This is a genomic window from Mycolicibacterium flavescens (assembly GCF_001722335.1).
GTDB lineage: Bacteria > Actinomycetota > Actinomycetes > Mycobacteriales > Mycobacteriaceae > Mycobacterium > Mycobacterium flavescens.
The window spans coordinates 198,993-219,884 of record NZ_MIHA01000007.1 but is presented as its reverse complement, the minus strand read 5'-3'; the positions used below and the strand labels follow the sequence as shown (position 1 = coordinate 219,884).

The 20,892-nt window shown below is 68.0% G+C and carries 21 protein-coding genes; 7 read left to right on the top strand and 14 right to left on the bottom strand.

Annotated elements, in window-relative coordinates:
• Positions 1-70: 70 nt before the first annotated feature.
• Positions 71-1,324 (bottom strand): formamidase, encoded by a 1,254-nt coding sequence (fmdA, locus tag BHQ18_RS12125; protein ID WP_069413843.1) that lies wholly within the window; start codon positions 1,322-1,324, stop codon positions 71-73.
• Positions 1,325-1,334: 10 nt separating this feature from the next.
• Positions 1,335-1,556, bottom strand: coding sequence for an FmdB family zinc ribbon protein (locus BHQ18_RS12120; RefSeq protein ID WP_234794155.1), 222 nt, complete (start codon positions 1,554-1,556; stop codon positions 1,335-1,337).
• A gap of 174 nt (positions 1,557-1,730) precedes the next feature.
• Between BHQ18_RS12120 and BHQ18_RS12115 the strand changes: the two genes are divergently transcribed.
• A complete protein-coding gene (locus tag BHQ18_RS12115; RefSeq protein ID WP_069413842.1) occupies positions 1,731-3,809 on the top strand; it encodes a RecQ family ATP-dependent DNA helicase in 2,079 nt (692 codons plus the stop codon).
• Between the two features lie 64 nt (positions 3,810-3,873).
• Positions 3,874-4,317, top strand: coding sequence for a hemophore-related protein (locus tag BHQ18_RS12110; RefSeq protein WP_234794154.1), 444 nt, complete (start codon positions 3,874-3,876; stop codon positions 4,315-4,317).
• 62 nt (positions 4,318-4,379) lie between these two features.
• On the opposite strand, the gene BHQ18_RS12105 is transcribed toward BHQ18_RS12110, so the two are convergent.
• The 4 genes from BHQ18_RS12105 to BHQ18_RS12085 form a co-directional block, all read right to left on the bottom strand.
• Entirely contained in the window at positions 4,380-4,787 is a 408-nt protein-coding gene (locus BHQ18_RS12105) for a hypothetical protein (protein WP_069413840.1), read from the bottom strand.
• A gap of 123 nt (positions 4,788-4,910) precedes the next feature.
• Positions 4,911-7,985 carry an AfsR/SARP family transcriptional regulator gene (locus BHQ18_RS12100; protein ID WP_084294025.1) on the bottom strand — a complete coding sequence of 1,025 codons (3,075 nt, stop codon included), beginning with the start codon at positions 7,983-7,985 and terminating at the stop codon, positions 4,911-4,913.
• Positions 7,986-8,090: 105 nt separating this feature from the next.
• The gene (locus tag BHQ18_RS12090; protein WP_069413837.1) at positions 8,091-8,489 is read right to left on the bottom strand and encodes a hypothetical protein; all 399 of its coding nucleotides are present in this window, start codon (positions 8,487-8,489) and stop codon (positions 8,091-8,093) included.
• Between the two features lie 89 nt (positions 8,490-8,578).
• The gene (locus tag BHQ18_RS12085) at positions 8,579-9,481 is read right to left on the bottom strand and encodes an IclR family transcriptional regulator (protein WP_069413836.1); all 903 of its coding nucleotides are present in this window, start codon (positions 9,479-9,481) and stop codon (positions 8,579-8,581) included.
• Between the two features lie 85 nt (positions 9,482-9,566).
• On the opposite strand from BHQ18_RS12085, the gene BHQ18_RS12080 reads away from it, so the two are divergent.
• Genes BHQ18_RS12080 through BHQ18_RS12070 form a run of 3 tightly spaced genes read left to right on the top strand, consistent with a single transcriptional unit; the run spans position 9,567 to position 12,621 of the window.
• Entirely contained in the window at positions 9,567-10,694 is a 1,128-nt protein-coding gene (locus tag BHQ18_RS12080) for a hypothetical protein (RefSeq protein ID WP_069413835.1), read from the top strand.
• The gene (locus tag BHQ18_RS12075) at positions 10,694-11,476 is read left to right on the top strand and encodes an SDR family oxidoreductase (RefSeq protein ID WP_069413834.1); all 783 of its coding nucleotides are present in this window, start codon (positions 10,694-10,696) and stop codon (positions 11,474-11,476) included. The genes BHQ18_RS12080 and BHQ18_RS12075 overlap by 1 nt, the downstream gene beginning before the upstream one ends.
• Positions 11,473-12,621: a sulfotransferase family protein gene (locus tag BHQ18_RS12070; protein ID WP_069413833.1), complete on the top strand. Its 1,149-nt coding sequence runs from the start codon at positions 11,473-11,475 to the stop codon at positions 12,619-12,621. The genes BHQ18_RS12075 and BHQ18_RS12070 overlap by 4 nt, the downstream gene beginning before the upstream one ends.
• A 78-nt stretch (positions 12,622-12,699) precedes the next feature.
• Here the strand turns inward: BHQ18_RS12070 and BHQ18_RS12065 are convergent, their stop codons facing one another.
• Genes BHQ18_RS12065 through BHQ18_RS12055 form a run of 3 tightly spaced genes read right to left on the bottom strand, consistent with a single transcriptional unit; the run spans position 12,700 to position 15,020 of the window.
• Positions 12,700-13,353, bottom strand: coding sequence for a sensor domain-containing protein (locus tag BHQ18_RS12065; protein WP_069413832.1), 654 nt, complete (start codon positions 13,351-13,353; stop codon positions 12,700-12,702).
• 48 nt (positions 13,354-13,401) lie between these two features.
• Entirely contained in the window at positions 13,402-13,857 is a 456-nt protein-coding gene (locus BHQ18_RS12060; protein ID WP_205866083.1) for a hypothetical protein, read from the bottom strand.
• Entirely contained in the window at positions 13,857-15,020 is a 1,164-nt protein-coding gene (locus tag BHQ18_RS12055) for a 3-ketosteroid-9-alpha-monooxygenase, oxygenase component (protein ID WP_069413830.1), read from the bottom strand. The genes BHQ18_RS12060 and BHQ18_RS12055 overlap by 1 nt, the downstream gene beginning before the upstream one ends.
• 110 nt (positions 15,021-15,130) lie before the next feature.
• On the opposite strand from BHQ18_RS12055, the gene BHQ18_RS12050 reads away from it, so the two are divergent.
• Positions 15,131-15,664, top strand: coding sequence for a gamma carbonic anhydrase family protein (locus BHQ18_RS12050; protein WP_069413829.1), 534 nt, complete (start codon positions 15,131-15,133; stop codon positions 15,662-15,664).
• Here BHQ18_RS12050 and BHQ18_RS12045 read toward each other — a convergent pair.
• On the bottom strand, positions 15,661-16,293 hold the full coding sequence (locus BHQ18_RS12045) for a hypothetical protein (RefSeq protein WP_069413828.1): 633 nt from the start codon (positions 16,291-16,293) through the stop codon (positions 15,661-15,663). The two genes, BHQ18_RS12050 and BHQ18_RS12045, sit on opposite strands and share 4 nt — an antisense overlap.
• Before the next feature lie 67 nt (positions 16,294-16,360).
• Here BHQ18_RS12045 and BHQ18_RS12040 point away from each other — a divergent pair, with 67 nt between their 5' ends.
• Positions 16,361-17,353, top strand: a complete 993-nt coding sequence (locus tag BHQ18_RS12040) for an MOSC domain-containing protein (RefSeq protein ID WP_205866082.1) — start codon at positions 16,361-16,363, stop codon at positions 17,351-17,353.
• On the opposite strand, the gene BHQ18_RS12035 is transcribed toward BHQ18_RS12040, so the two are convergent.
• From BHQ18_RS12035 to BHQ18_RS12020, 4 genes are read right to left on the bottom strand one after another with little or no spacing between them, the layout of a single operon-like run.
• Entirely contained in the window at positions 17,350-17,766 is a 417-nt protein-coding gene (locus tag BHQ18_RS12035; protein ID WP_234794153.1) for a nuclear transport factor 2 family protein, read from the bottom strand. The two genes, BHQ18_RS12040 and BHQ18_RS12035, sit on opposite strands and share 4 nt — an antisense overlap.
• Positions 17,763-18,650 (bottom strand): TIGR03619 family F420-dependent LLM class oxidoreductase, encoded by an 888-nt coding sequence (locus BHQ18_RS12030; protein ID WP_372516664.1) that lies wholly within the window; start codon positions 18,648-18,650, stop codon positions 17,763-17,765. Before BHQ18_RS12030 ends, BHQ18_RS12035 begins: the two co-directional genes overlap by 4 nt.
• Complete coding sequence (locus tag BHQ18_RS12025) at positions 18,650-19,825, bottom strand: thiolase family protein (RefSeq protein ID WP_069413827.1); 1,176 nt, start codon at positions 19,823-19,825, stop codon at positions 18,650-18,652. The genes BHQ18_RS12030 and BHQ18_RS12025 overlap by 1 nt, the downstream gene beginning before the upstream one ends.
• Positions 19,822-20,889 (bottom strand): thiolase family protein, encoded by a 1,068-nt coding sequence (locus BHQ18_RS12020; RefSeq protein WP_069413826.1) that lies wholly within the window; start codon positions 20,887-20,889, stop codon positions 19,822-19,824. Before BHQ18_RS12020 ends, BHQ18_RS12025 begins: the two co-directional genes overlap by 4 nt.
• Positions 20,890-20,892: the final 3 nt, after the last annotated feature.

The window sequence follows — 20,892 nt, the reverse complement described above, 5'->3', positions numbered from 1 at the left end:
AGTGCGTTACCCGCACGTCTGATCGCGATTTGGCGTGCGGGTAATCCACGTTCGGCAGCTCCTACGACTCCTACGACGCGGCGCGGGGGGCGCCGATACCGGGGTCGATCTTCACCGGCTTGCCCGCGGTCGGGGCGATCGGGAAGTCGAAGATCGCCGTCGGCAGATACACCGTCGCACACGAGTTCGGGATGTCGACCACGCCGGAGAACCGTCCCTCGATCGGCGCGGCCCCGAGCAACAGGTAGGCCTGCTCCGGGCTGTAGCCGAAGTTGGTCAGGTAGTCGATCGCGTGCAGGCAGGCCCGCTGATACGCGAGCTGGGAATCCAGATACCGCTGCTCGCCGTCGAGGGTCACCGACGTCCCCGAGAACGTCAACCATTCCGAGTACTGCGGCTGGGTGTTGCCGGGCAGGAAGACCGGGTGCTCGCGGATGCCGTAGGTCTCCATCCCGCCGGAGATGACGTCGACCCGCAGATCGATGAACCCGCCCATCTCGATGCCGCCGCAGAACGTGATCTCGCCGTCGCCCTGCGAGAAGTGCAGGTCGCCGACCGACAGCTTCGCGCCGTCGACGAACACCGGATAGAACACCCGGGTGCCCCGCGTCAGGTTCTTGATGTCCATGTTGCCGCCGTTCTCGCGCGGCGGCGCGGTGCGGGCCCCCTCGGCGGCGACCTTGTCGAACGCGTCGCCGGTCAGGGTGCCGAGGACGGCGTCGGTGGGCTCCGGCGGCAGCGCCAACGGCGGTTCGCGATCCGGGTCGGTCGCGATCAACGCGGCCTCGCGGGAGTTCCAGTTGCCGAGCAGTTCGGCCGACGGCGCGGTACCCATCAGCCCCGGATGGGTGATGCCGGTGAACTCGACGCCGGGCACGTGACGCGAGGTCGCCTTCTCCCCGGAGAAGTCCCAGACCGCCTTGTAGGCGTCCGGAAACTGGTCGACCAGGAAGCTGCCTCCGTTGCTCTTGGCGAAGATCCCGGTGTAGCCCCACCCCTGACCGGCCAGCGGCCCGGAGTCCTCCTGAGGCAGCGGCCCGACGTCGAGGATGTCCACGATCAACAGGTCACCCGGGCGGGCCCCCTCGACGGCGATCGGCCCCGACAGGGCATGCACCTTCGACATCGGCGCATCGCGGATGTCCTCGGCGGAGTCGTCGTTGTGGATGTCGCCGTCGAACCACTCGCGGCAGTGCACGCGGAACGAATCACCCTGCTTGACCGACACCGCCGCGGGGATGTCGGGGTGCCAGCGGTTGTGCCCGACGATCTGCTGGTCGGGGAACTTCTTGCTGGAATCGAGCGGAAATATGAGTTCGGGCATCGGGGTTCCTTCAGTTTCGCGGGAGCTTGCGGTGCAGCGGGTTGGCGGTGACGTTCTGCCGGCGGGCCGCAGGCGGGGGCGCGGCGACGACGTTCGGTCGTTCTGCCGTCGCGCGCGTCGCATCGTGAAGACGCATCGCGACACCGGTACGGCCCAGGTGCGGTGACGACATCAGCTTGCGGGCGTCACCGTGACATTGCGGGCATTTGACGACGGCCGGGCAGCTGTGCATCGAATACGATTGTTGCGTTGTGCCGCAGCCCTTTTCGCAGCGATAGTGGTACTGGACCATCGTCACACCCGTTCTCGACCCAGGGACACCTTCGTCGCATACCCCTTAAACCTGGATGTAACCCTGCGCACACACCGGGTCGAAACTGTCGCACCCACGGGGCACGATGAGGCGGTGACTGACCGCGCGCAGGCCCAGGAGATCCTCGAGCAGCTGGCCGGTCCACGGGCCGTGCTGCGTGACGACCAGTGGACCGCGATCGAGGCGCTGGTGGTGCACCGCCGTCGCGCCCTGGTCGTGCAGCGCACCGGTTGGGGCAAATCCGCGGTCTACTTCATCGCCGCCAAGCTGCTGCGCGCCGCCGGACACGGCCCGACGGTGATCGTCTCGCCGCTGCTGGCGTTGATGCGCAACCAGGTCGCCGCCGCCGACCGTGCCGGTGTGCACGCCGCCACCATCAACTCCAGCAACGTCACCGAATGGGACGAGATCCACCAGCGGGTCCGCGGCGGCGAACTCGACGTGCTGCTGGTCAGCCCGGAGCGGCTGAACAACCCCGACTTCCGCGACGCGGTGCTGCCCGCGCTGGCGCGCGACGCCGGGCTCGTGGTGGTCGACGAGGCGCACTGCGTGTCGGACTGGGGTCACGACTTCCGCCCGGACTACCGCCGTATCCGCACGCTGATCGCCGAACTCGGCGCCGACATCCCGGTGCTGGCCACCACCGCCACCGCCAACGACCGGGTGGTCGACGACGTCGCCGCGCAGTTGGGCGTCGGCGGAGGTGACACGCTGGTGCTCCGCGGCGGTCTGGACCGCGAATCGCTGCGGCTGTCGGTGGTCAAGGCCGGCAACCCCGCCCAGCGCGCGGCTTGGCTTGCCGCACATCTGGATTCGCTGCCGGGATCGGGAATCGTCTACACGCTGACCGTCGCGCAGGCGCGTGACATCGCCGCCTTGCTGACCGAGCAGGGCCATACCGTCGCCGCGTACACCGGCGGCACCGAGGCCGCCGAACGCGAGCAACTCGAGGCGGACCTGCTGGCCAACCGGGTCAAGGCGCTGATCGCGACGTCGGCGCTCGGCATGGGCTTCGACAAACCCGACCTCGGGTTCGTCGTGCACCTCGGCGCCCCGTCCTCGCCGATCGCCTACTACCAGCAGGTCGGCCGCGCCGGCCGGTCCACGGACAGCGCCGAGGTGATCCTGCTGCCGGGCCGCGAAGACCAGGACGTCTGGCGGTACTTCTCCTCGGTCGCTTTCCCGCAGGAAACTCTGGTGCGCAAGGTGATTCGCGAACTCGACCCGGAGCGTCCGCAGTCGACGGCCGCGCTGGAGCCGCTTGTCGACCTCAACCGCACCCGGCTGGAGATGGTGCTCAAGGTGCTCGACGTCGACGGCGCGGTGCGGCGGGTGAAGGGCGGCTGGGTCGGCACGGGTCAGGAGTGGGAGTACGACGAAGCCCGCTACCGCAGGCTCGACGAGGCCCGTAAGCGCGAACAGCAGGCGATGCTCGACTACCAGACCACCGACAGCTGCCGAATGGCTTTTCTGCGAGCGCAACTCGACGATCCCGACCTCACCGAAGGTGAACGGTGCGGGCGCTGCGACAACTGCGCCGGCGCGCGCTACGACGCCGACGTCGACACCACCGCCGTCGAGGACACCCGGCGTCGGCTCATGCGGCCCGGCGTCGAGATCAGCCCGCGCAGGCAGTGGCCGTCGGGGCTGGGCACGCTCGGCCTGGACCTGCGCGGCCGCATCACCGACGGCCCCGAACCCGGCCGGGTGATCGGGCGGCTGACCGACCTGGGCTGGGGCGCGCGGCTGCGGCGTCTGCTCGACGAACCGGACGCCGAAGTGCCCGACGAGGTGGTCGACGCCGCGGTGCAGGTGCTGGCCTCGTGGGACTGGGAGACCCGGCCGACCGCGGTGATGGCGCTCGACTCGGACACCCATCCGCTGTTGATCACATCGCTGGCCGGTGCGCTGGCCCGTCTCGGCCGGCTGACCGACCTCGGCGTGCTGCCCTACGCGCCGGGACGCCGGCCGGTGACCGCGGCGAACTCGGCCTACCGGGTGGCCGCGCTGCACGGTGCGTGGGAGTCCCCGGACCTGGGCGGGAACACGGGTCCGGTGCTGCTCGTCGACGACGTCACCGACACCGGGTGGACGTTGACGATGGCGTCGCGGGTGGTCAGGGCCGCTGGGGCGCCCGCCGTGCTGCCGTTCGCGCTGGCCAGCGTGAGCTGACGGCGCGCGCACCACGTCTGCGCTGTGGTTGTTTAGCTTCCCCCGGGGCCTGGTTACGCCTTCGGTGAGCGGCCAACCGGCCGCAGACCAGAGGAGTGATTCGATGAAGATGTCCGCAACGACCGTGCGACGCGGCCTGTACGGCATGTTCGCCGGCGGCCTGTTCGCCTTCGGGTCCGCCGCGATGGTCACGCCGGTCGTCAACGCACAGCCGGCTCCGACGCAGGACTCCACCTGCAGCGTGAGCGCGATTGCCACCACCTCGAGCACGGTGGCGGCGTCGACCAGCACCTACCTCGCCGCCAACCCCGAGGCGAACCAGGCGCTGACACAGATCACGACGCAGTCGCCCGCCGAGCCGACCCAGGCGTTCAGCGCATACTTCGAGCAGAACCCGCAGGTCGAATCGGAGCTGAAGGCGATCAACCAGCCGGCAGCGGAAATCTCGAATCAGTGTGGCGTCGAGGTGAATCCGACGCCGATTTCAGAGGCGTTGACTGACGCCTAACCCAATAGTGCGACCTTGTGGCGCCGGTTCCGACCCCGGCGCCACAAGTGCGTTCGCAGCGCCTACGGGTTGAAGAGAACCGGCCCGCCGGGGCCGATCGGCACCACCTCGTACGTGCCGTCGCCGGTGCGCTCCGGGTTCTGGCCCGGATCGGCCGTGCCCGCCGTGGGCGCCTGGACGACTTCGCCGGGGCTCTGCGGAGCGGTCTGCGCCGTTGCGGGCGGCGCCTCGCATTTCCGCTCAGAGGTGTCCCATTCGCCGCCGGACCTGTCGCAGCAGAACCGAAGCTCCTCGAGGAACTGTGCGGTGGTCGTTTTCCCGGCTGCGTTCCTACCGGACGCTGCCGTCGCACATGTATCCCACTCCCCGATATCCCACAGCGCCTGCGAGACGCCGGGCGGCACGAGCACCCCGATCGCCGTGGCGAGCGCAGCGGGGCCGAACACCCACAACGGGTACTTCTTCTTCATTTGAGTTCTCCTTCAGTCGATCAGTTGCTCATCGGCTGATTCCCCCGCGAATGCAGTGATGAGATGACGGGACCACCGTCGCGAATCGCTGTTGCAGATGCGTTGCAGCACGGTGTACGGCCTTCAGGCCGGGGCGCCTGTGACGAGCGCCTGCCCGGTGTCGTCGGATCGGCCTGCCGCTGCCATAGCTTCCGCCAACAGGCGCTTGGCCTGCAGCAACGCACGCGGGCGGCCCTGGGGAACGAGGCGCTCCACCCACTCGCGGGCAAGCTGACAGGCAAGGTCGGGTTGTTCGGCGGACAAGCCACGGATGACGGCCTCGTCGCGGATCTGGGCCGTGGCCTCGCCCAGCCCACCATGGGGCAATGCCTCTTGGTCGACTCGCCCTCGTCGGCCGACGATCGGCAGTCCCATCCGCGTGAGTTCGTTATCGACGTGGGAGCGCAACCGCGGCAATCCCAGTGCCACGGCGACCCGCGCGCCTTCATTCAGACGCACAGCGGCGGTGTCGCGGTCACCGCGTGCGGCCTTGACTCGCGCACTCACGACGTGCCGCAGAATCAGGAATTCGACCGTTCCGCCCGATGACCCGAACTCGTAACTGTCATCGAGCAGTCGTTCTGCTTCATCGACCTCGCCGCGTTCGAACAGTAATTCGCCGAGAAGCGCGCCCGCGAGCAGTTCCGCATCTGAATGCCTTATCCCCCCGTAGCTCTCAGCCAGCTGAAGGGCTTCGCGGAGGCAGCGTTCGGCGCCGGCGTCGTCGAGCTGTTCGCGCGCGGCCATACCGGACAGGCAGAGTCCATAGATCCGGCTGAAGGGATTGTCCCGGTCCTGGTAGGGCGCAGCCCATTGCTGCCAACCGCGCACGGCGTCGAAATCGAACCGCCAAAGCGCCATGAACGCGGCCACATTCGCGGCGACACTGACAAGAAACGGTGGAGCCGCCTCGGGACTCGAAAGGCATTCGGACAGCAGTTCTTCCACGCCTGCAGTGCGATCGGCCCAGCTATCGAGCATGGCTCGCAGCACGTCGGCCTCGAGTCGTGCTCCATGAAGATCGGCCTCCGGCAAGCCGCAGGCCGACACCGCGGTTTCAAATGCTTCCAGCGCGGACCGGGCGCCTTCCGGCTGCTGCAGCATCGCGCTGGCCCAGCCTACGGCGAGCTGTAATCGCGGACGGTGCGCAATGATGTGAGCCGGCAGCTTCGACACCAGCCCGCGAAACGTCGACACCTTGGCGGTCCGGATCAGGTCCACGCCGAAGAGTTCGATGAGTTCGACTGCACGGTCGGCGTCGTCTGCCGCGATCGCGTGGTCCACCGCTTCCCGCTGCAGTCCCTGCTCGGCGAACCAACGGGACGCCGCGGCGTGCAAGGGTGCAACCCGGTCGGGGTGGTCGCGCTCGAGCCGGCGACGCAGATACTCGGCGAACAATTGGTGGTAGCGGAACCATTCACCGTCGGGGTCAAGACGACGGAGGAACAGGTCGCGGTTCTCGGCCTCTTCGAGCAGGCCCTGTCCATGCGCGGTGCCGGCCAGCGTCGATGCCAGATCGCCGCTGATCCGTTCGGTGATCGATGTGGCCATGAGGAAATCACGCAACTCGGGTTGTAACGAATCGAGCACGTTCTCGGCCAGATATTCGCCAATGGCGTGATCACGGCCTGACATTCGGCTGATCACCATGCCGGGGTCTCGACAAACGCGCAGTGACAGCGATGCGAGCTGCAGCCCGACCACCCAACCGTCGGTAGTCCGCTCCAAGCTCGCCACGTGCGTGTCGTCCAGAGCCAGGCCGCAGGTCCCCAAGAGAAATGCACGCGATTCCGAGGTATCGAACCGCATGTCCTGCGAGTCGATTTCGACAAGCTCGTCGCGGGCCCGCATCCGGCTGACCGGAAGGTTCGACCGGGTCCGGCTGGTGACGATCACCTGTGTGTGCGCACCGCAGTGGTCGAGTAGGTAAGTCAGTGCCTCGATCGTGGTCGCCTCGGTGATGCGGTGCCAGTCGTCGATCACGATGACGACGGAGGCGCCGTCGTCGTCGATCTGGTCGATAAACGAGGTCAGCACCCGGCGGATCACAGTGGGCCCGCGCTCCTCCAGCACCTGCCGCAGTTGTCGAGCCAGTGTGGGACGTACCGTTCGCACGGCCTCGATGAGATCGGTGACGAACCATACGACGTTGTTGTCGTCCTCATCGACGGTGAGCCAGGCGACGGCCGTGCCCTCGTCGGCAAGAACAGTGCGCCACTGCGCGGCCAGCGTCGTCTTACCGGAGCCTGCGGGTCCGCGGATCATGACCAGCCGTCGTCCACCGCTGCCGCGTAACTTTTCGATCAGTCGTCCGCGGGACACGAGCCGACGCGCTGACGTGGGCGGACGGTACTTGATCGATACCGTGGCCCGCTCCGCATCGCGGTCTGGCAGCTGAAGTCTGGAATCCTGTTTCAGGATCGCGGTTTCCAGGGCACGCAGGTCAGGGCTTGGGTCGACGCCGAGTTCTGCGTCGAGTCGGCGCCGCAATTCCGTGCCCACCCGCAGCGCCTCGGCTTGGCGGCCCGACCGATACAGCGCCAGCATGAGCAGGGCGTGCAGGCGCTCCCTGAACGGATGTGCTGCAGAGAGACTTTCGAGCTCGGCGATCAATGCATGGTGTCGGCCCAATGCGAGGTCGGCGTCGATCCGGTGATCAAGTGCCACCAATCGGAGCTCCTCGAGGCGCGCTGTCTCGGCTACGGCGAACGCTGGTTGACCCAGATCTTCGAGCACCCCGCCGCGCCACAGGCTCAGCGCTTCGCGCAGCACTCCAGCGGCCCGTTCGGGATTCCCGCTCCGCAGCGCCTCCTGCCCTGCTTCGAGTAGGTCCTCGAACCGGGCGCTGTCGATCTGGCCGCGGCTCAAGAAGACCCCGTATCCGGCCTTCTGAGTGACGGGAACGTCGTGGACGCCCTCTGCCGACAGACGAGCGCGAAGCCGCGACACGTGAGCGCGCAGAGTGACGTTCGCGCTGGCAGGCGGTGCGCCATGCCAGATCGCGTCTGCGATGCGGTCCGCCGACAGACACCGATTGGGGTGAAGCAACAGCAAGGCGAGCAGTTCGCGCTGCTTCGGGCCACCGAGATCTATCGGCTGGCCGCCGTCGCGACTGACACTGAGCGGACCTAGGACGCCGAATTCCGGCACCACGCTCACGACGTCGCTCCGCCGACTTTCACCAGGTCAGCGTAACGTTCTCGGGCGTTCCGGGGTTCAGTTCTCGGTCGGAGCAGCCACCCGCTGGAGGAGCCGTCGTCGCGTCTACGCCGGCGGGAGCGGGACGAACCACGTCGGGTTCACCCACACACCCCAGGCCGCCGAGCCCGGGTTCCACACCACGTTCAGCGGCGCGGTCACCCCGGGGATGTTCGGCGGTAGCCACACCACCGGTAGCCCGAAGTAGGCCGGGTCGTTCCAATGCTCGCCGGGATCGCCCCAGTGTCCCGGCGGGGTCTGCAGCGGGTCCCATTTCTTGACCTGCCCCGGCGGGCCGAACGGGTTGTGCCCCGGCGGATCGCCGGGCAACCAGATGTCGTCGTGCCCGGGCGGGTTCGGTCCGGGTTTGGGATCGGCGGTCGCCAATCCGGTGCCCAGACCTATTGCAGACAGTCCCAGCGCACCGGCGATGGCCGTGCCGGCTGCGAATGTTCGGATCTTCACTGTGAACTCCTTGTGCAGTGGTTCCTTCGGAAGACCCCCCAACCGCGCCGTCGGATACCCGAGCCGCGCGGGTGAAAAACCGTGCCCGGCTAACTGTCGGGTTTGACCCCGCCGAGCTGCGCGGTCACGGCGTCGGCGGTGGCGACCAGCGCGCGGGCCCGTTCGGCGATCTCGCTGTCGGTCAGCGCGCTCCCGATGTGCAGTGAGGTGACCATCACCTGCCGTCGATAGTGGTCGAACACCGGCGCCGAGATGACGCTGATGTCGTGGCGCGTGCGACCGCCGGGGCTCTCGTCGCGCAGGTAGACACGCTCGCCGATGTCGGACACCAGCTCTCCGAGCAGGGCGCGCAGTTCGTCGGGCAGGTCGGCGGACATGCCCGCCATCAGCGAGTACAGCCGCCGCCCCGCCGGGGTCATGCGTTCGACCAGGTAACCGTCGGCCCGGCATGCGCTGATCACCCGGGTGAGGCGTTCGGTGTCGGTGCGCAGCGGAAGCGTCGGTTCCCTCGCCAGCCAGTCGCGTTCGGCCTCGTCGTCCCACAACACGAACATCAATCCCACCGGCGGCGCGAACGGGTAGCTCTGGCCGACCTCCACGCCGGTCCGGGTGCCGGCCGGGGCGACGAGGTCGAGCACGGTGATGCGGTCGTCGACGACGCCGGACAGCGCCGCGGTGACCGAGAACCGCGACGACAACCGGCGCAGGTGCTCGCGCGCGGCGGGGCTCACCCGCATCGACTCCTGGGCGCGGTGTCCCAGCGTGATCAGCGACGGGCCGAGCCGGTAGGTCTTGTCCGCGGGATCGCGCACCAGATAACCCGACTCCACGAGCGAGGTGGTGATACCCAGGCACGTCGGCTTGCTCAGCCCCACGCGGCGGGCCAACTCCGAGACCCCGAAGCGCTCGCCGGGATTCTGGGCCAGAAAATCCAGAATCCGGACGACGCGCTCGGTCGGCGGCGACGCGCGACCCGACGGTTCTTGGGACACCGCGATAGGCTAACTCCCGTTCCATATTTGGACCAGAGCGGTCAGCATATTGACTCTGTTTGGAACAGGTTCTAGTTTCGGCAGGGTGTACACGCAGCCACTGACGGACGCGATCGCCGAAGCCGAGCACCTCGTCGCCACCGCACCGTTCATCGAGTCCGAGGCCGACCTGCTCGAGGGCCTGCAGTACCTCGCCGGATGTATCTCGGCGTGCACGCACCTGGCGTTCGACTACGACCGCGACCATCCGTTCCTGCAGTCGGGCACCGGACCGTTCACCAAGATGGGCCTCGACAACCCCGATGCGCTGTACTTCGGCACCCGGGTCCAGGCGGGCCACGAGTACGTCGTCACCGGCCGGCGCGGCACCACCACCGATCTGGCGTTTCAACTGCTCGGTGGTGAGTACACCGACGACAACGTCCCGCCCAGTCAGGCCGCGTTCGACGACCGCGAACTCGACATCGCCGAGGACGGCACGTTCGAGTGGCGGGTCACCCCGAGCAGCCCGTCGCAACTGGTGATCCGCGAGGTCTACAACGACTGGTCGGCGCAGCGCGGCCACATCGCCATCGCACGCACCGACACCGCAGGCACCTCGCCCCCGCCGCTGACCCGCGAGCTGATCGAGAAGCGGTACGCGGTCGCCGGTAAGCAACTGGTGCAGCGGGTCAAGACGTGGTTGCAGTTCCCGCAGTGGTTCTACAACACGTTGCCCGTGAACACGATGGTCGCGCCGCGCCTCACGCCGGGCGGGCTGGCCACGCAGTACTCGTCGGTCGGTCACTTCGACCTGGCGCCGGACCAGGCCATGATCATCACGCTGCCGGTCAGTGAAGCACCATATCTCGGCTTCCAGCTCGGCAGCCTCTGGTACATCTCACTGGACTACATCAATCACCAGACATCGCTGAACGGCACTCAGGCGCAACAGGATCCGGACAACAAGATCCGCATCGTGGTGTCCGACGCCAACCCCGGCGTGACGAACTGGTGCGAGACCCTGGGGCACCGCAAGGGTTACCTGCAGTTCCGCTGGCAGCGGCTCTCACGGGAGCTGACCGAGGGCGACGGCCCCACCGTCGAGGTCCTCGACATCGACAAAGTCGCCGCCGCACTGCCCTACTACGAGGCGAACAAGATCTCCGACGAAGCCTGGCGTGAGCGGATCGCGCTGCGCCAGCAGCAGATTCAGAACAGGATGGTGGGTTGATGCCGGGTCTGCTCGACGGCAAGGTGGTCGTCATCAGCGGGGTCGGGCCCGCGCTCGGGACCACGCTCGCGCGGCGCTGCGCACAGGAGGGCGCCGACCTTGTGCTGGCGGCCCGGACCGTCGAGCGGCTCGAGGACGTCGCCAAACAGGTCACGGACCTGGGCAGGCGCGCGCTGTCGGTCGGCACGGACATCACCGACGAGGCGCAGGTCGCCAACCTCGTCGAGGAGACGATGACGGCCTACGGCCGGGTCGACGTGCTGATCAACAACGCGTTCCGGGTGCCGTCGATGAAACCGTTGGCCGACACCACGTTCGAGCACATGCGCGACGCGATCGAGCTGACGGTCTTCGGGGCGCTGCGCCTGATCCAGGGCTTCACCCCCGCGCTGGCGGAGGCCAACGGGTCGGTCGTCAACGTCAACTCGATGGTGGTGCGCCACTCGCAGGCCAAGTACGGCGCGTACAAGATGGCCAAGTCGGCGCTGCTGGCGATGTCACAGTCGCTGGCCACCGAACTCGGCGAGCAGGGGATCCGGGTGAATTCCGTTCTGCCCGGCTACATCTGGGGCGGCACCCTGGAAAGCTACTTCAACCATCAGGCCGGCAAGTACGGCACGACGGTCGACGAGATCTACCGGGCCACCGCGGCGGCCTCGGATCTCAAGCGGCTGCCCACCGAGGACGAGGTGGCCTCGGCGATCCTGTTCATGGCCAGCGACCTGTCCAGCGGCATCACCGGGCAGGCGCTGGACGTCAACTGCGGGGAGTACAAGGCGTGAGTGCCCCGCGCACCGACGTCGGGACCGTCGAGGATCTGCACGCGTCGGCCACGAAGGCGTGCGGTCTCGACGACTTCGGCAGCGACGACGACAACTACCGCGAGGCCCTCGGCGTGCTGCTCGAGTCGTACCGCCGCGACGCCGATCTCACCGAGCTCGGCAGCAAGATGCAGCGCTTCTTCGTCCGCAACGCGCTGGTCGCCCGGCTGGTCAGCGAGGCGGCGTGGAAGCAGCACCCGCAGCACGTCGACGTCGCGATCTCCAAGCCGATCTTCGTGACCGGGCTGCCCCGCACCGGTACCACCGCGATCCACCGGCTCCTCGCCGCCGACCCGCGACACCAGGGTCTGGAGCTGTGGCTGGCGGAATTCCCGCAACCACGTCCGCCCCGTGAAACCTGGCCGGACAACCCGGTTTTCGCGCAGCTCGACGCGCAGTTTCGCAAGGCGCACGACGAGAACCCGGACTACACCGGTCTGCACTACATGACCGCCGACGAGGTCGAGGAATGCTGGCAGTTGCTGCGCCAGTCGCTGCACTCGGTGTCCTACGAGACGCTGGCCCACGTCCCGACGTACTCGCAGTGGCTGGCTCGGCAGGACTGGACGAAACCGTATCAGCGCCACCGCAAGAACCTGCAGTTGATCGGGCTCAACGAACCCGAGAAGCGATGGGTGCTCAAGAACCCCAGCCACCTGTTCGCGCTCGACGCGCTGTTCAACACCTATCCCGACGCGCTGGTCATCCAGTGCCACCGGCCGGCCGAGACGATCATGGCGTCGATGTGCTCGCTGGCCCAGCACACCACCGAGGGCTGGTCGAACACATTCGTCGGCGACGTGATCGGGCAGGACTCGCTGGAGACCTGGTCGCGCGGCCTGGAACTGTTCAACGCCGAACGCACCAAACATGATCCGGCGCAGTTCTACGACCTGGACTACTTCGCCTTGATCAAGGATCCGGTCGGCGCCGTCGAGGACATCTACCGGGCCTTCGGCATCGAGTTCACCGACGCCGCCCGCGAGGCGATGGCTGCCACCCACGAGGCGAGCAAGCAGGGGCCGCGCGCGCCGAAGCACACCTACTCGCTGGCCGACTACGGTTTGACCGCCGAACAGGTCAAGGAGCGGTTCGCCGGCCTCTAGCGTTTCTTTGGCGAGCAGACGCAAAGTGACTGCATTGCGCGCGATTTCAGGGCACTTTGCGTCTGCTCGGCGGGCAAACTAGGCCGCGGTGTTGGCCAGGGTCCTGATCCGCTCGAGTGCCTCCTCGGCCAGGGTGGCGACGTCGTAGCCGTTGGCGGGCCCGCACGTCGAGATCTCGATGGCAGCGTTGTAGGCGGCGACGAACGCGCTGTCGCACGCCCAGTTGTCGCCGCTGAACGACCACAGCACGATTTCGGGCGCGCTGGACTCGATCGCTGGCAGCAGCTGGAACGCGTACTCGCGCTCGGCCATGCTGGTGACCCAGAAGGTCCGGCCGCGACACGACTCGATTGTGCTCTTCGCCTGTGCCAGAGCGTCTTTGGCGTTGTAGTCGGAGCGGTACACGCCGACCATCTCCTCGACGTACACCTCGCGGCCGGAGATGTCGGTCATCCAGTGGCCGCCGTCGTAGGCGGCGGGGTGGTAGTCGGCGATGAACGGCGGGTCGACCTCGCGGGCCACCCCCGCGCAGTCCGGCGGCTCGACGGTGACGAACAGGTTGCCGTCGGTCTTGTCGACCTTCGGGCTCAGCAGGTCACCGATCTGCCCGGCGGTGATCGGCGCGACCGGCGGTTCGGCCTGGGGCGCGGGACTGTCGACGACCCGGGTGCAGGCCGCCGCACTGAGCGCGAGCACGGCCACCACGAGCGGCGAGCAGACAGAGAATCGCATAGTCGGCGCCCCTTCCATGCGATTTTGTGTCTGCTCGCGAAAGGAACTTTACCCGTCGCCGGGGGAGGGGGCCGACGACATTTCCTCCAGACAGCCCTCCGCGACAGCATGTTTGATGCTGTCGGCCAGCCGCGGGCAAGACCTGGCGCGGGCCGGTTCGCCGCCGGACTCCCGGATCTCGGCGAAGTACGCGCAGCGTCGGGTGGCCTCGGTGTTCCACTGCACCGACGTGTGCGCCGGGCCCAGCTTCTTCACGTCGACCGACACGTGACAGAACCGGCAGTCGACCGACACCAGCCCGGACCGCAGGTAGCGGTCCCGGTCGCGCTGGGTGGCCTCGCGCAGCGCCGCGGTGCGGTCCGCACCGAACGACGGCGCCTTCAAAGCAGAGCCGCCGTCACCGCCCGGCCCGTGGTGGTGATCGTCGTCGTCATGAGCGCCGTGCAGCAGCAGCATCGCCCGGGCCAGCCGGTCAACATCGGGTGCTTCCTCGCGCGGGCTCATCAGCTGGGCTGCTCGGCCGTCTCTTTCTCGTCCGCCTCAGCCTGTTGGCGTTTGAGGTTCTCCTCGACCTCGACGTTCCACTTCTCGTTGGCCGCCGTCGTGTCGACCTCGATCTCGAACCGGTCGGTCATCTCCGGCGTCACATCGGCGACGTCGACGTAGAACTGCTGATACCAGCGGCGCATCTGGTAGACCGCGCCGTCCTCCTCGACCAGCAGCGGGTTGTCGATGCGGGTCTTGTGCTTCCAGATCTCGACATCCTGCAGGAAGCCTTTGCTGACACCCTCGGTGAAGACGTCGGCGAGCCGTTCGGTGGTCTTCTCGTCGAGGCCCTTGGGCTTCTCCACGATGACGCCCCACTGCAGCATGAACGAGTTCTGGGTGACCGGGTAGTGGCAGTTGATCAGGATCGACTCGGCCTTGTAGCCGCCGTAGTTGTTGTGCAGCCAGTTGATCATGAACGACGGGCCGAAGTACGAGGCCTCCGAGTCCAAATGCGCCTCACCGTAGGTGGTGCCCATGTCGTTGATGTCCGGCCGGCCCACGTTGTGCAGGTACTGGCTGGCGATGTGCCCTTCGAAGACGTTCTTGAAGTACGTCGGAAGCCCGTAGTGGATGTAGAAGAAGTGCGCCATGTCGGTGACGTTGTCGATGATCTCCCGGCAGTTGGCGTTCTCGATCAGGATCGAGTTCCACTTCCAGTCGGTCCAGTCATCGCTTTCGACCTCGGGGATCTCGGGGATCCGAACCTCGGGCTGCGGCGGGTTGCCCTCGTGGTCATGCCAGACGAACAGGAGGCCGCCGCGCACGTCGGTCTCCCACGCGCGGGTGCGGGCCAACCGCGGGGTGCGCTTGGCGTAGGGCACCAGCTTGCATTTGCCGTCGCCGCCCCAGCGCCAGTCGTGGAACGGGCAGGCCACCTCGTCGCCCTTGATGCTGCCCTGGGCCAGGTTGCCGCCCATGTGCCGGCAGTAGCCGTCGAGGACCTTGACATCGCCCTTGGAGTCGGCGAAAACGACCAGCATGGTGCCGAAGATCTCGATGCCGTGCGGCTTGCCGTCGAGGAAATTCTTCACGGGGCCGAGGCAGTGCCATCCCCTGGCGTACCGGTCCGGCAGGGCGCCGGTGTCGATCTCGCGAATCCCGGCTGTTTCGGTAGTCACGGTGGGCCTCCCGGTTCTGTGTCTCTAACTAGAACACGTTACAGTTTTTCCCGCTGGGCGCGCAATCCAAACGCTTCTACCAGCGTCGTCACCAGCTGTATAACCGAACAATGCCGTTGTACTCATTCGAGGGCCGCACGCCGACCATCGATCCGGGCGCATTCATCGCCCCCACGGCGACGCTGGTCGGCGACGTCCACGTGGAGGCCGGCGCCTCCGTGTGGTTCAACGCGGTGCTACGCGCCGACTTCGCCCCCATCGTCGTCCGCGAGGGCGCCAACGTCCAGGACGGCTGCGTGCTGCACGCACCGCCGGGGATCCCCGTCGACGTCGGGCCGGGCGCCACGATCGCGCACGGCTGCGTGGTGCACGGCGTGCACATCGGCGCGGAGGCGGTGCTGGCCAACCACTGCACGGTGCTCGACGGCGCGATCATCGGCCGACGCAGCCTGATCGCCGCGCACTCGCTGGTGGTCGGTGGGACGAAGATCCCCGACGAGGTGCTGGTCACCGGTGCGCCCGCCAAGGTGCGCGGCCCAATCGCCGGCACCGGCGCCGAGATGTGGGTCAACACCAACCCGTCCGCGTATCAGGAACTGGCCCGTCGTTACACGGCCGGGATGCAGCCCGTCGACGAGAGCTAGTCCGGCAGTCCGGTGCGCAGCGCGATCTCCTGCATCTTGCCGACGGTGATCACGTAGCTGTCGGTGGTGGCGTCGCCCAGCGCGCTCTGGAATTCCAGGCGCACCAGCGCCGGGCCGCGGGTGAACACCAGCAGCGTGGCCGCTTTGGCGCCGTCGGGTGAGGTGCCGACGGCCAGCGTGCCGTCGGTGCCGACCGGGACCGGCCGCGGAGTCGCGCCCGCGACCACCGACCCGATGCTGGGCAGCGCGTCGCGCAGCGTCCTGCTCGCCGTCTCGGCATCCGGGTAGACGACGATCGTGTCGGCGATGGCGCGGGTGTCGTCCTGGTTGACGAAAAGCGCGCTGGCCCCGGGCAGCCCGTCGGGCCCGGGGTTCGTCGACTGCACCGTGAACGTGTCCTCGTCGTCGCTGACATCGGCTGCTGTGAGCAGCAGCCGGCCGTAGTCGACGGCCGGGTCGCCGGTCGCGCTGGTGGTGGGCGCCGCCTGCACCGACGAGGACGACGGCGGGGCGGCCGGGCTTCCGGTGCCCGCGTTCGGGTCGGTCGCGGCCTCGCAGCCGACGGCGGCGGCGCAGAGCGCCGCCAGCGTGACCGCGGCGGACAGCGACTTCAATCGGTACTCAGACATTGCGTACCTCAACGTACTGATCTCACTGTCGGTGCTGGTGGGCGCGCTGCGGGGGTACGGTGGCGGCATGACGATCGGCACGGTGACCGAACTGTGGCGTCATCCGGTCAAGTCGCTGGGTGGGGTCAGGGTCGACGAGACCCATGTCGGGCCGCGCGGGGTGCACGGCGACCGGCTGTGGGCGGTCCGCGACCTCGAACGCGACATCACAGCCTCGGCGCGACGCATCCCGCTGTTGCTGACGGCGACGGCACGCTACGTCGACCCGCTGCCACCGGACGCCGGCCCCGGCAACGTCCCGGAGGTCGAGATCACCTTCCCCGACGGCACCGTGCTGTCCAGCCGTGACCCCGCGGTGCACACCAAGCTCTCCGAACTGGTCGACCGCGAGGTGAAGCTGACCGCCCTGCCGCCGGCCGACGACACGAGCCTGCACCGCATGCGGCTGCACAACCAGAAGGACGCCATCGCCTCGGCCCAGCTGCGCGCCGACTTCGGCGTCACCGATGGGGAGAAACTGCCGGACCTGGCGAAGTTCCCGATGTTCGAGCTGCTGAAGCTGGGCCGCTACTCGACGGCGCCGGGAATGTTCGTCGACCTGGCGCCCGTCCACGTCATGACCACGAGCAGCGTCGCCGCCATCGCCGACCAGATCGGCGACGACGTCGACGTCCGCCGGTTCCGGCCCAATGTGCTGATCTCGCTCGAGGATCCGGACGGGGACCTGCCCGAGGCGCAGTGGGTGGGCGCCGAGGCCGTGATCGGCGGCATCGGGCTCGACGTGATCTCGCAGACCGTCCGCTGCGTCGTGCCCAGCCGCGCCCAGCCCGGGCTCGAGGTGGACCGACGGATCACCCGCGCGGTCGCGGCGCGCGCGCAGCGGTGCCTCGGGGTGTACTGCACGGTGACCCGGTCCGGCCTCGTGCGGGTCGGCGACGCCGTCGACATCCGCGAGGCCTCCTCGTCGCGGCCGAAACAGTTGCTCGACAGCGCGACCATGGGCGCCAAGCGTTTCGCGCTCGGGCTGGCCACCGCCGTGGCCGACCGGGTGTTCCGCTAGAGCTTGCGCGCGCTGGCCGCGGCCCGGTCGAGTTCCCAGAAGGCGCGCAGCGCGATCAGCTTGCCGTCCCCGTTGACGCGGTAGGTGAACACGCCTTCGGCGGTCACCTCGTAGCCCGCGGAGTGGATCACGATGCGGCCCACGTTGGCCTCCTCGTTGCCGCACTGGTAGGTCCGGTCGAACTCGAAGCGCAACTCGCTCGGGGCGATCGCCGTGTCGTAGAACGCCGCGATGGCTTCCTTACCGCGGTGGCCCCTGCCTTCTGGGTCGAAATGCGAGGGACCGACCGGGTCCTCGACGACGGCGTCATCGGCGAAGTTGTCCAGCCACGCCTGCTTGTCATGTGCCATCGCCGCCTCGCGGGACCGCCTGCCCGCCAGATGAACCGGCGATCCCGGATCGGTGACCGTCACTGCTGCCAGCCCGAATGGATGTAGGTGTCGGCGAAGCGCCTCATCGAATCCTGCTTGTCCCGCAGTGGCGCGTCGAAGCCCAACCCCTCGAACACCCAGGGCACCAAGATGTTGTCGGTCACCCCGGCCTCGGCCAGTTCGCGGTGCCCGTCGACGCCGAACTTGTCGATGCACACGGCCTGGAACTCGAATGGCGCGTCCGCGCGGCCGTATTCGGCCAGCAGCGCCTTGAGCTTGCCGATCGTGTCGGCCAACTGCTCACCGGTCATCATCGCGCTGGTCCAGCCGTCACCCACGCGGGCCGCGCGCCGCAGCGCGACGTCGGTATGGCCGCCGACGTAGAACGGCACCGGAGCGCTGGGCGCCGGGCTCATCTGCAGGCGGTCGAAATCGTAGAACTCGCCGTGGAACTCGACCATGCCGCCGGCCAGCACAAGCTTGATCACCTCGATCATCTCGTCGACCCGTTTGCCGCGCTTGGCGTACGGCTGGCCGCACCACTCGAATTCCTCCGGCGCCCAGCCGATCCCGACGCCGAACCCGAACCGGTTGTTGGTCAGGTTGGCCACCGAACCGACCTGGCGGGCCAGCAGCAGCGGGTTGCGCGACCCCAGCTTCATCACGTTCGTGTAGAAGCGCAGCGTCGACGTCACCGCGCCCATCGCGCCGGCGGCGATCAACGGGTCCACCCAGGGGGTGTTCTCGTCCCACATCCGTGAGCCGTCCGGCGTGTACGGGTAGTCGGCCGCCTGCTTCTCCATGTAGAAGATGGAGTCCGGCAACGCGATCGAGGTGAACCCGACCTCCTCGGCGGTCCTGGCGATGTCGACGAGCTGATCGATCGGGCACATCGGCACCGCGCAGGTGTACTGCATCATCATCATCAGCGGCTCGGCTTGTCCGAGCTGACCACCCACATCGAGTAGTACTGCGATCCACCGCCGTACGCGTGCCCGAGCGCCTTGCGTGCGCCTTCGACCTGGTGGTCGCCGGCCTTGCCCATCACCTGGATCGCCGCCTCGGCGAACCGGATCATGCCCGACGCGCCGATCGGATTGCTCGACAGCACACCGCCGCTCGCATTGAGCGGGATGCGCCCACCGATCGCCGTCTCACCCGCCTCGGTCAGCTTCCAGCCCTCGCCCTCCGGCGCGAAACCCAAGTTCTCCAGCCACATCGGCTCGAACCAGGAGAACGGCACGTACACCTCGGCGACGTCGATCTCGTCGATCGGGCTGGAGATGCCGGCCGCCGCCCACAGCGCCTTGGCCGCGTCGCGGCCGGCCTGCGGGTTGACCTGGTCGCGCCCCGAATAGGCCAGCGGTTCGGTGCGCAGCGCGGTGGCGTGGATCCACGCCACCGGGTTGCCGTCGGCCACCTGCTTGTCGGCGATCTCCTCGTTGCCGATCACCATCGCGCATGCACCGTCCGACGACGGGCATGTCTCGTCGAAACGGATCGGATCCCACAGCATCTGCGAGCCCATCACCTTTTCCAGCGTGATGTCGGGCTGGTGCAGATGCGCCAACGGGTTCTTCGCCCCGTTGAGCCGGTCCTTGACCGCCACCATCGCGCCGATGTGATTCGGCGCGCCGCTGCGACGGATGTAGGCCCGCACGTGGGGTGCGAAGTAGCCGCCGGCGCCCGCGCCGACGGGCTTGGTGAACGGCACCGGAATGCTCAACGCCCACATGGCGTTCGACTCGGACTGCTTCTCCCACGCCATACACAGCACCCGCCGGTACTTACCGGACTGCACCAGCGACGCGGCCACCACGCCGGTCGACCCGCCCACCGAACCGGCGGTGTGCACCCGGATCAGCGGCTTGTTCGTCGCGCCCACGGCGTCGGCCATGAACAGCTCGGGCATCATCACGCCCTCGAAGAAGTCCGGTGCCTTACCGACCACCACGGCGTCGATGTCGTCCATCGTCGAGCCGGAATCGGCCAGGGCCTTGTCGATGGCCTCGCGCACCAGACCGTTCATCGACACGTCCTGGCGTTTGGCGACGTACTTCGTCTGCCCGGTGCCCAGCACCGCAGCCAGCTGCTTGCTCATGACCGTCCTTCCAGGACCGCGACCAGATTCTGTTGCAGCGCAGGCCCGCTCGTCGCGTGCGCCAGCACCCGCTGCGCCGACCCGTCGAAGATGTGCCGGGCCGCGAAACCGATGCGCTCCAGGCCCGCCGAGAACATCGGGTTGGCGGCCAGCGGACCGCCCGACGGATTGACCTTCGTGCGATCGCCGAGGCCGATCGCCTCGGTCAGGATCAGCTGCTGATGGGTGAACGGGGCGTGGATCTCGGCGATTTCGATCGAACCGGCGTCACCGCCGGTGGCCGCGGACGCCGACGCCGCCGTCGACGGTGAGGTGGTCAGGTCGCGGGCGCCCAGCACGGGTGTTTCGATGCGGTGTTCGATGCCGGTGATCCATGCCGGGTTCTCGCGGAGCTCGCGCGCCCGGTCCCCGGCGGCCAGCACGATCGCCGACGCGCCGTCGGTGATCGGCGCGATGTCGTGGCGGCGCAACGGATCCGCGAAGTACGGGCGTTCGAGGAGTTCGTCGATCGACTTGGCGGGCTTCTCGCTGTCGGTGCGGCCCGCGGCCGTCATCGACTCCAGCGCGACCTGCGCCATCTGCTCGGCGGTCCACTTGTTCGCGTCCAGTCCGAGGCGGGCCTGCAGCCCGGCGATCGACACCGAGTCCGGCCACAGCGGCGCCACGCTGTACGGGTCGGTCTGCAGGGCCAACACCCGGCGCAGCGTGCCCGCGCTGGACTTGCCGAACCCGTACACCAGCGCGGTCTCCACCTCGCCGGTCAGGATCTTGATGTAGGCCTCATACAGCGCCCAGGCCGCGTCCATCTCGACGTGCGACTCGTTGATCGGCGGCACCGCGCCGATCGAGTCGATCGCCGAGATGAACGAGAACGCGCGCCCGGCAAGGTAATCCGAGGAGCCCGAGCACCAGAAGCCGATGTCGGTCTGCTGCAGGCCGAGCTCGTCGTAGAGCCGGTGAAAACACGGCATCAGCATTTCGACGCCGTTGGTGGTCCCGTCGGTGCGGCGCACATGCGGCGCGTGCTCGAACCCGACGACTGCTACTGCGCGGTCGGAAGTCATGTG

Coding starts and splice junctions, on each gene's coding strand:
- fmdA (WP_069413843.1), bottom strand. CDS start 1,324: ATGCCCGAACTCATATTTCCGCTCGATTCCAGCAAGAAGTTCCCCGAC.
- BHQ18_RS12120 (WP_234794155.1), bottom strand. CDS start 1,556: ATGCACAGCTGCCCGGCCGTCGTCAAATGCCCGCAATGTCACGGTGAC.
- BHQ18_RS12105 (WP_069413840.1), bottom strand. CDS start 4,787: ATGAAGAAGAAGTACCCGTTGTGGGTGTTCGGCCCCGCTGCGCTCGCC.
- BHQ18_RS12075 (WP_069413834.1), top strand. CDS start 10,694: ATGCCGGGTCTGCTCGACGGCAAGGTGGTCGTCATCAGCGGGGTCGGG.
- BHQ18_RS12065 (WP_069413832.1), bottom strand. CDS start 13,353: ATGCGATTCTCTGTCTGCTCGCCGCTCGTGGTGGCCGTGCTCGCGCTC.
- BHQ18_RS12060 (WP_205866083.1), bottom strand. CDS start 13,857: ATGAGCCCGCGCGAGGAAGCACCCGATGTTGACCGGCTGGCCCGGGCG.
- BHQ18_RS12050 (WP_069413829.1), top strand. CDS start 15,131: ATGCCGTTGTACTCATTCGAGGGCCGCACGCCGACCATCGATCCGGGC.
- BHQ18_RS12045 (WP_069413828.1), bottom strand. CDS start 16,293: ATGTCTGAGTACCGATTGAAGTCGCTGTCCGCCGCGGTCACGCTGGCG.
- BHQ18_RS12040 (WP_205866082.1), top strand. CDS start 16,361: ATGACGATCGGCACGGTGACCGAACTGTGGCGTCATCCGGTCAAGTCG.
- BHQ18_RS12030 (WP_372516664.1), bottom strand. CDS start 18,650: ATGATGATGATGCAGTACACCTGCGCGGTGCCGATGTGCCCGATCGAT.
- BHQ18_RS12025 (WP_069413827.1), bottom strand. CDS start 19,825: ATGAGCAAGCAGCTGGCTGCGGTGCTGGGCACCGGGCAGACGAAGTAC.
- BHQ18_RS12020 (WP_069413826.1), bottom strand. CDS start 20,889: ATGACTTCCGACCGCGCAGTAGCAGTCGTCGGGTTCGAGCACGCGCCG.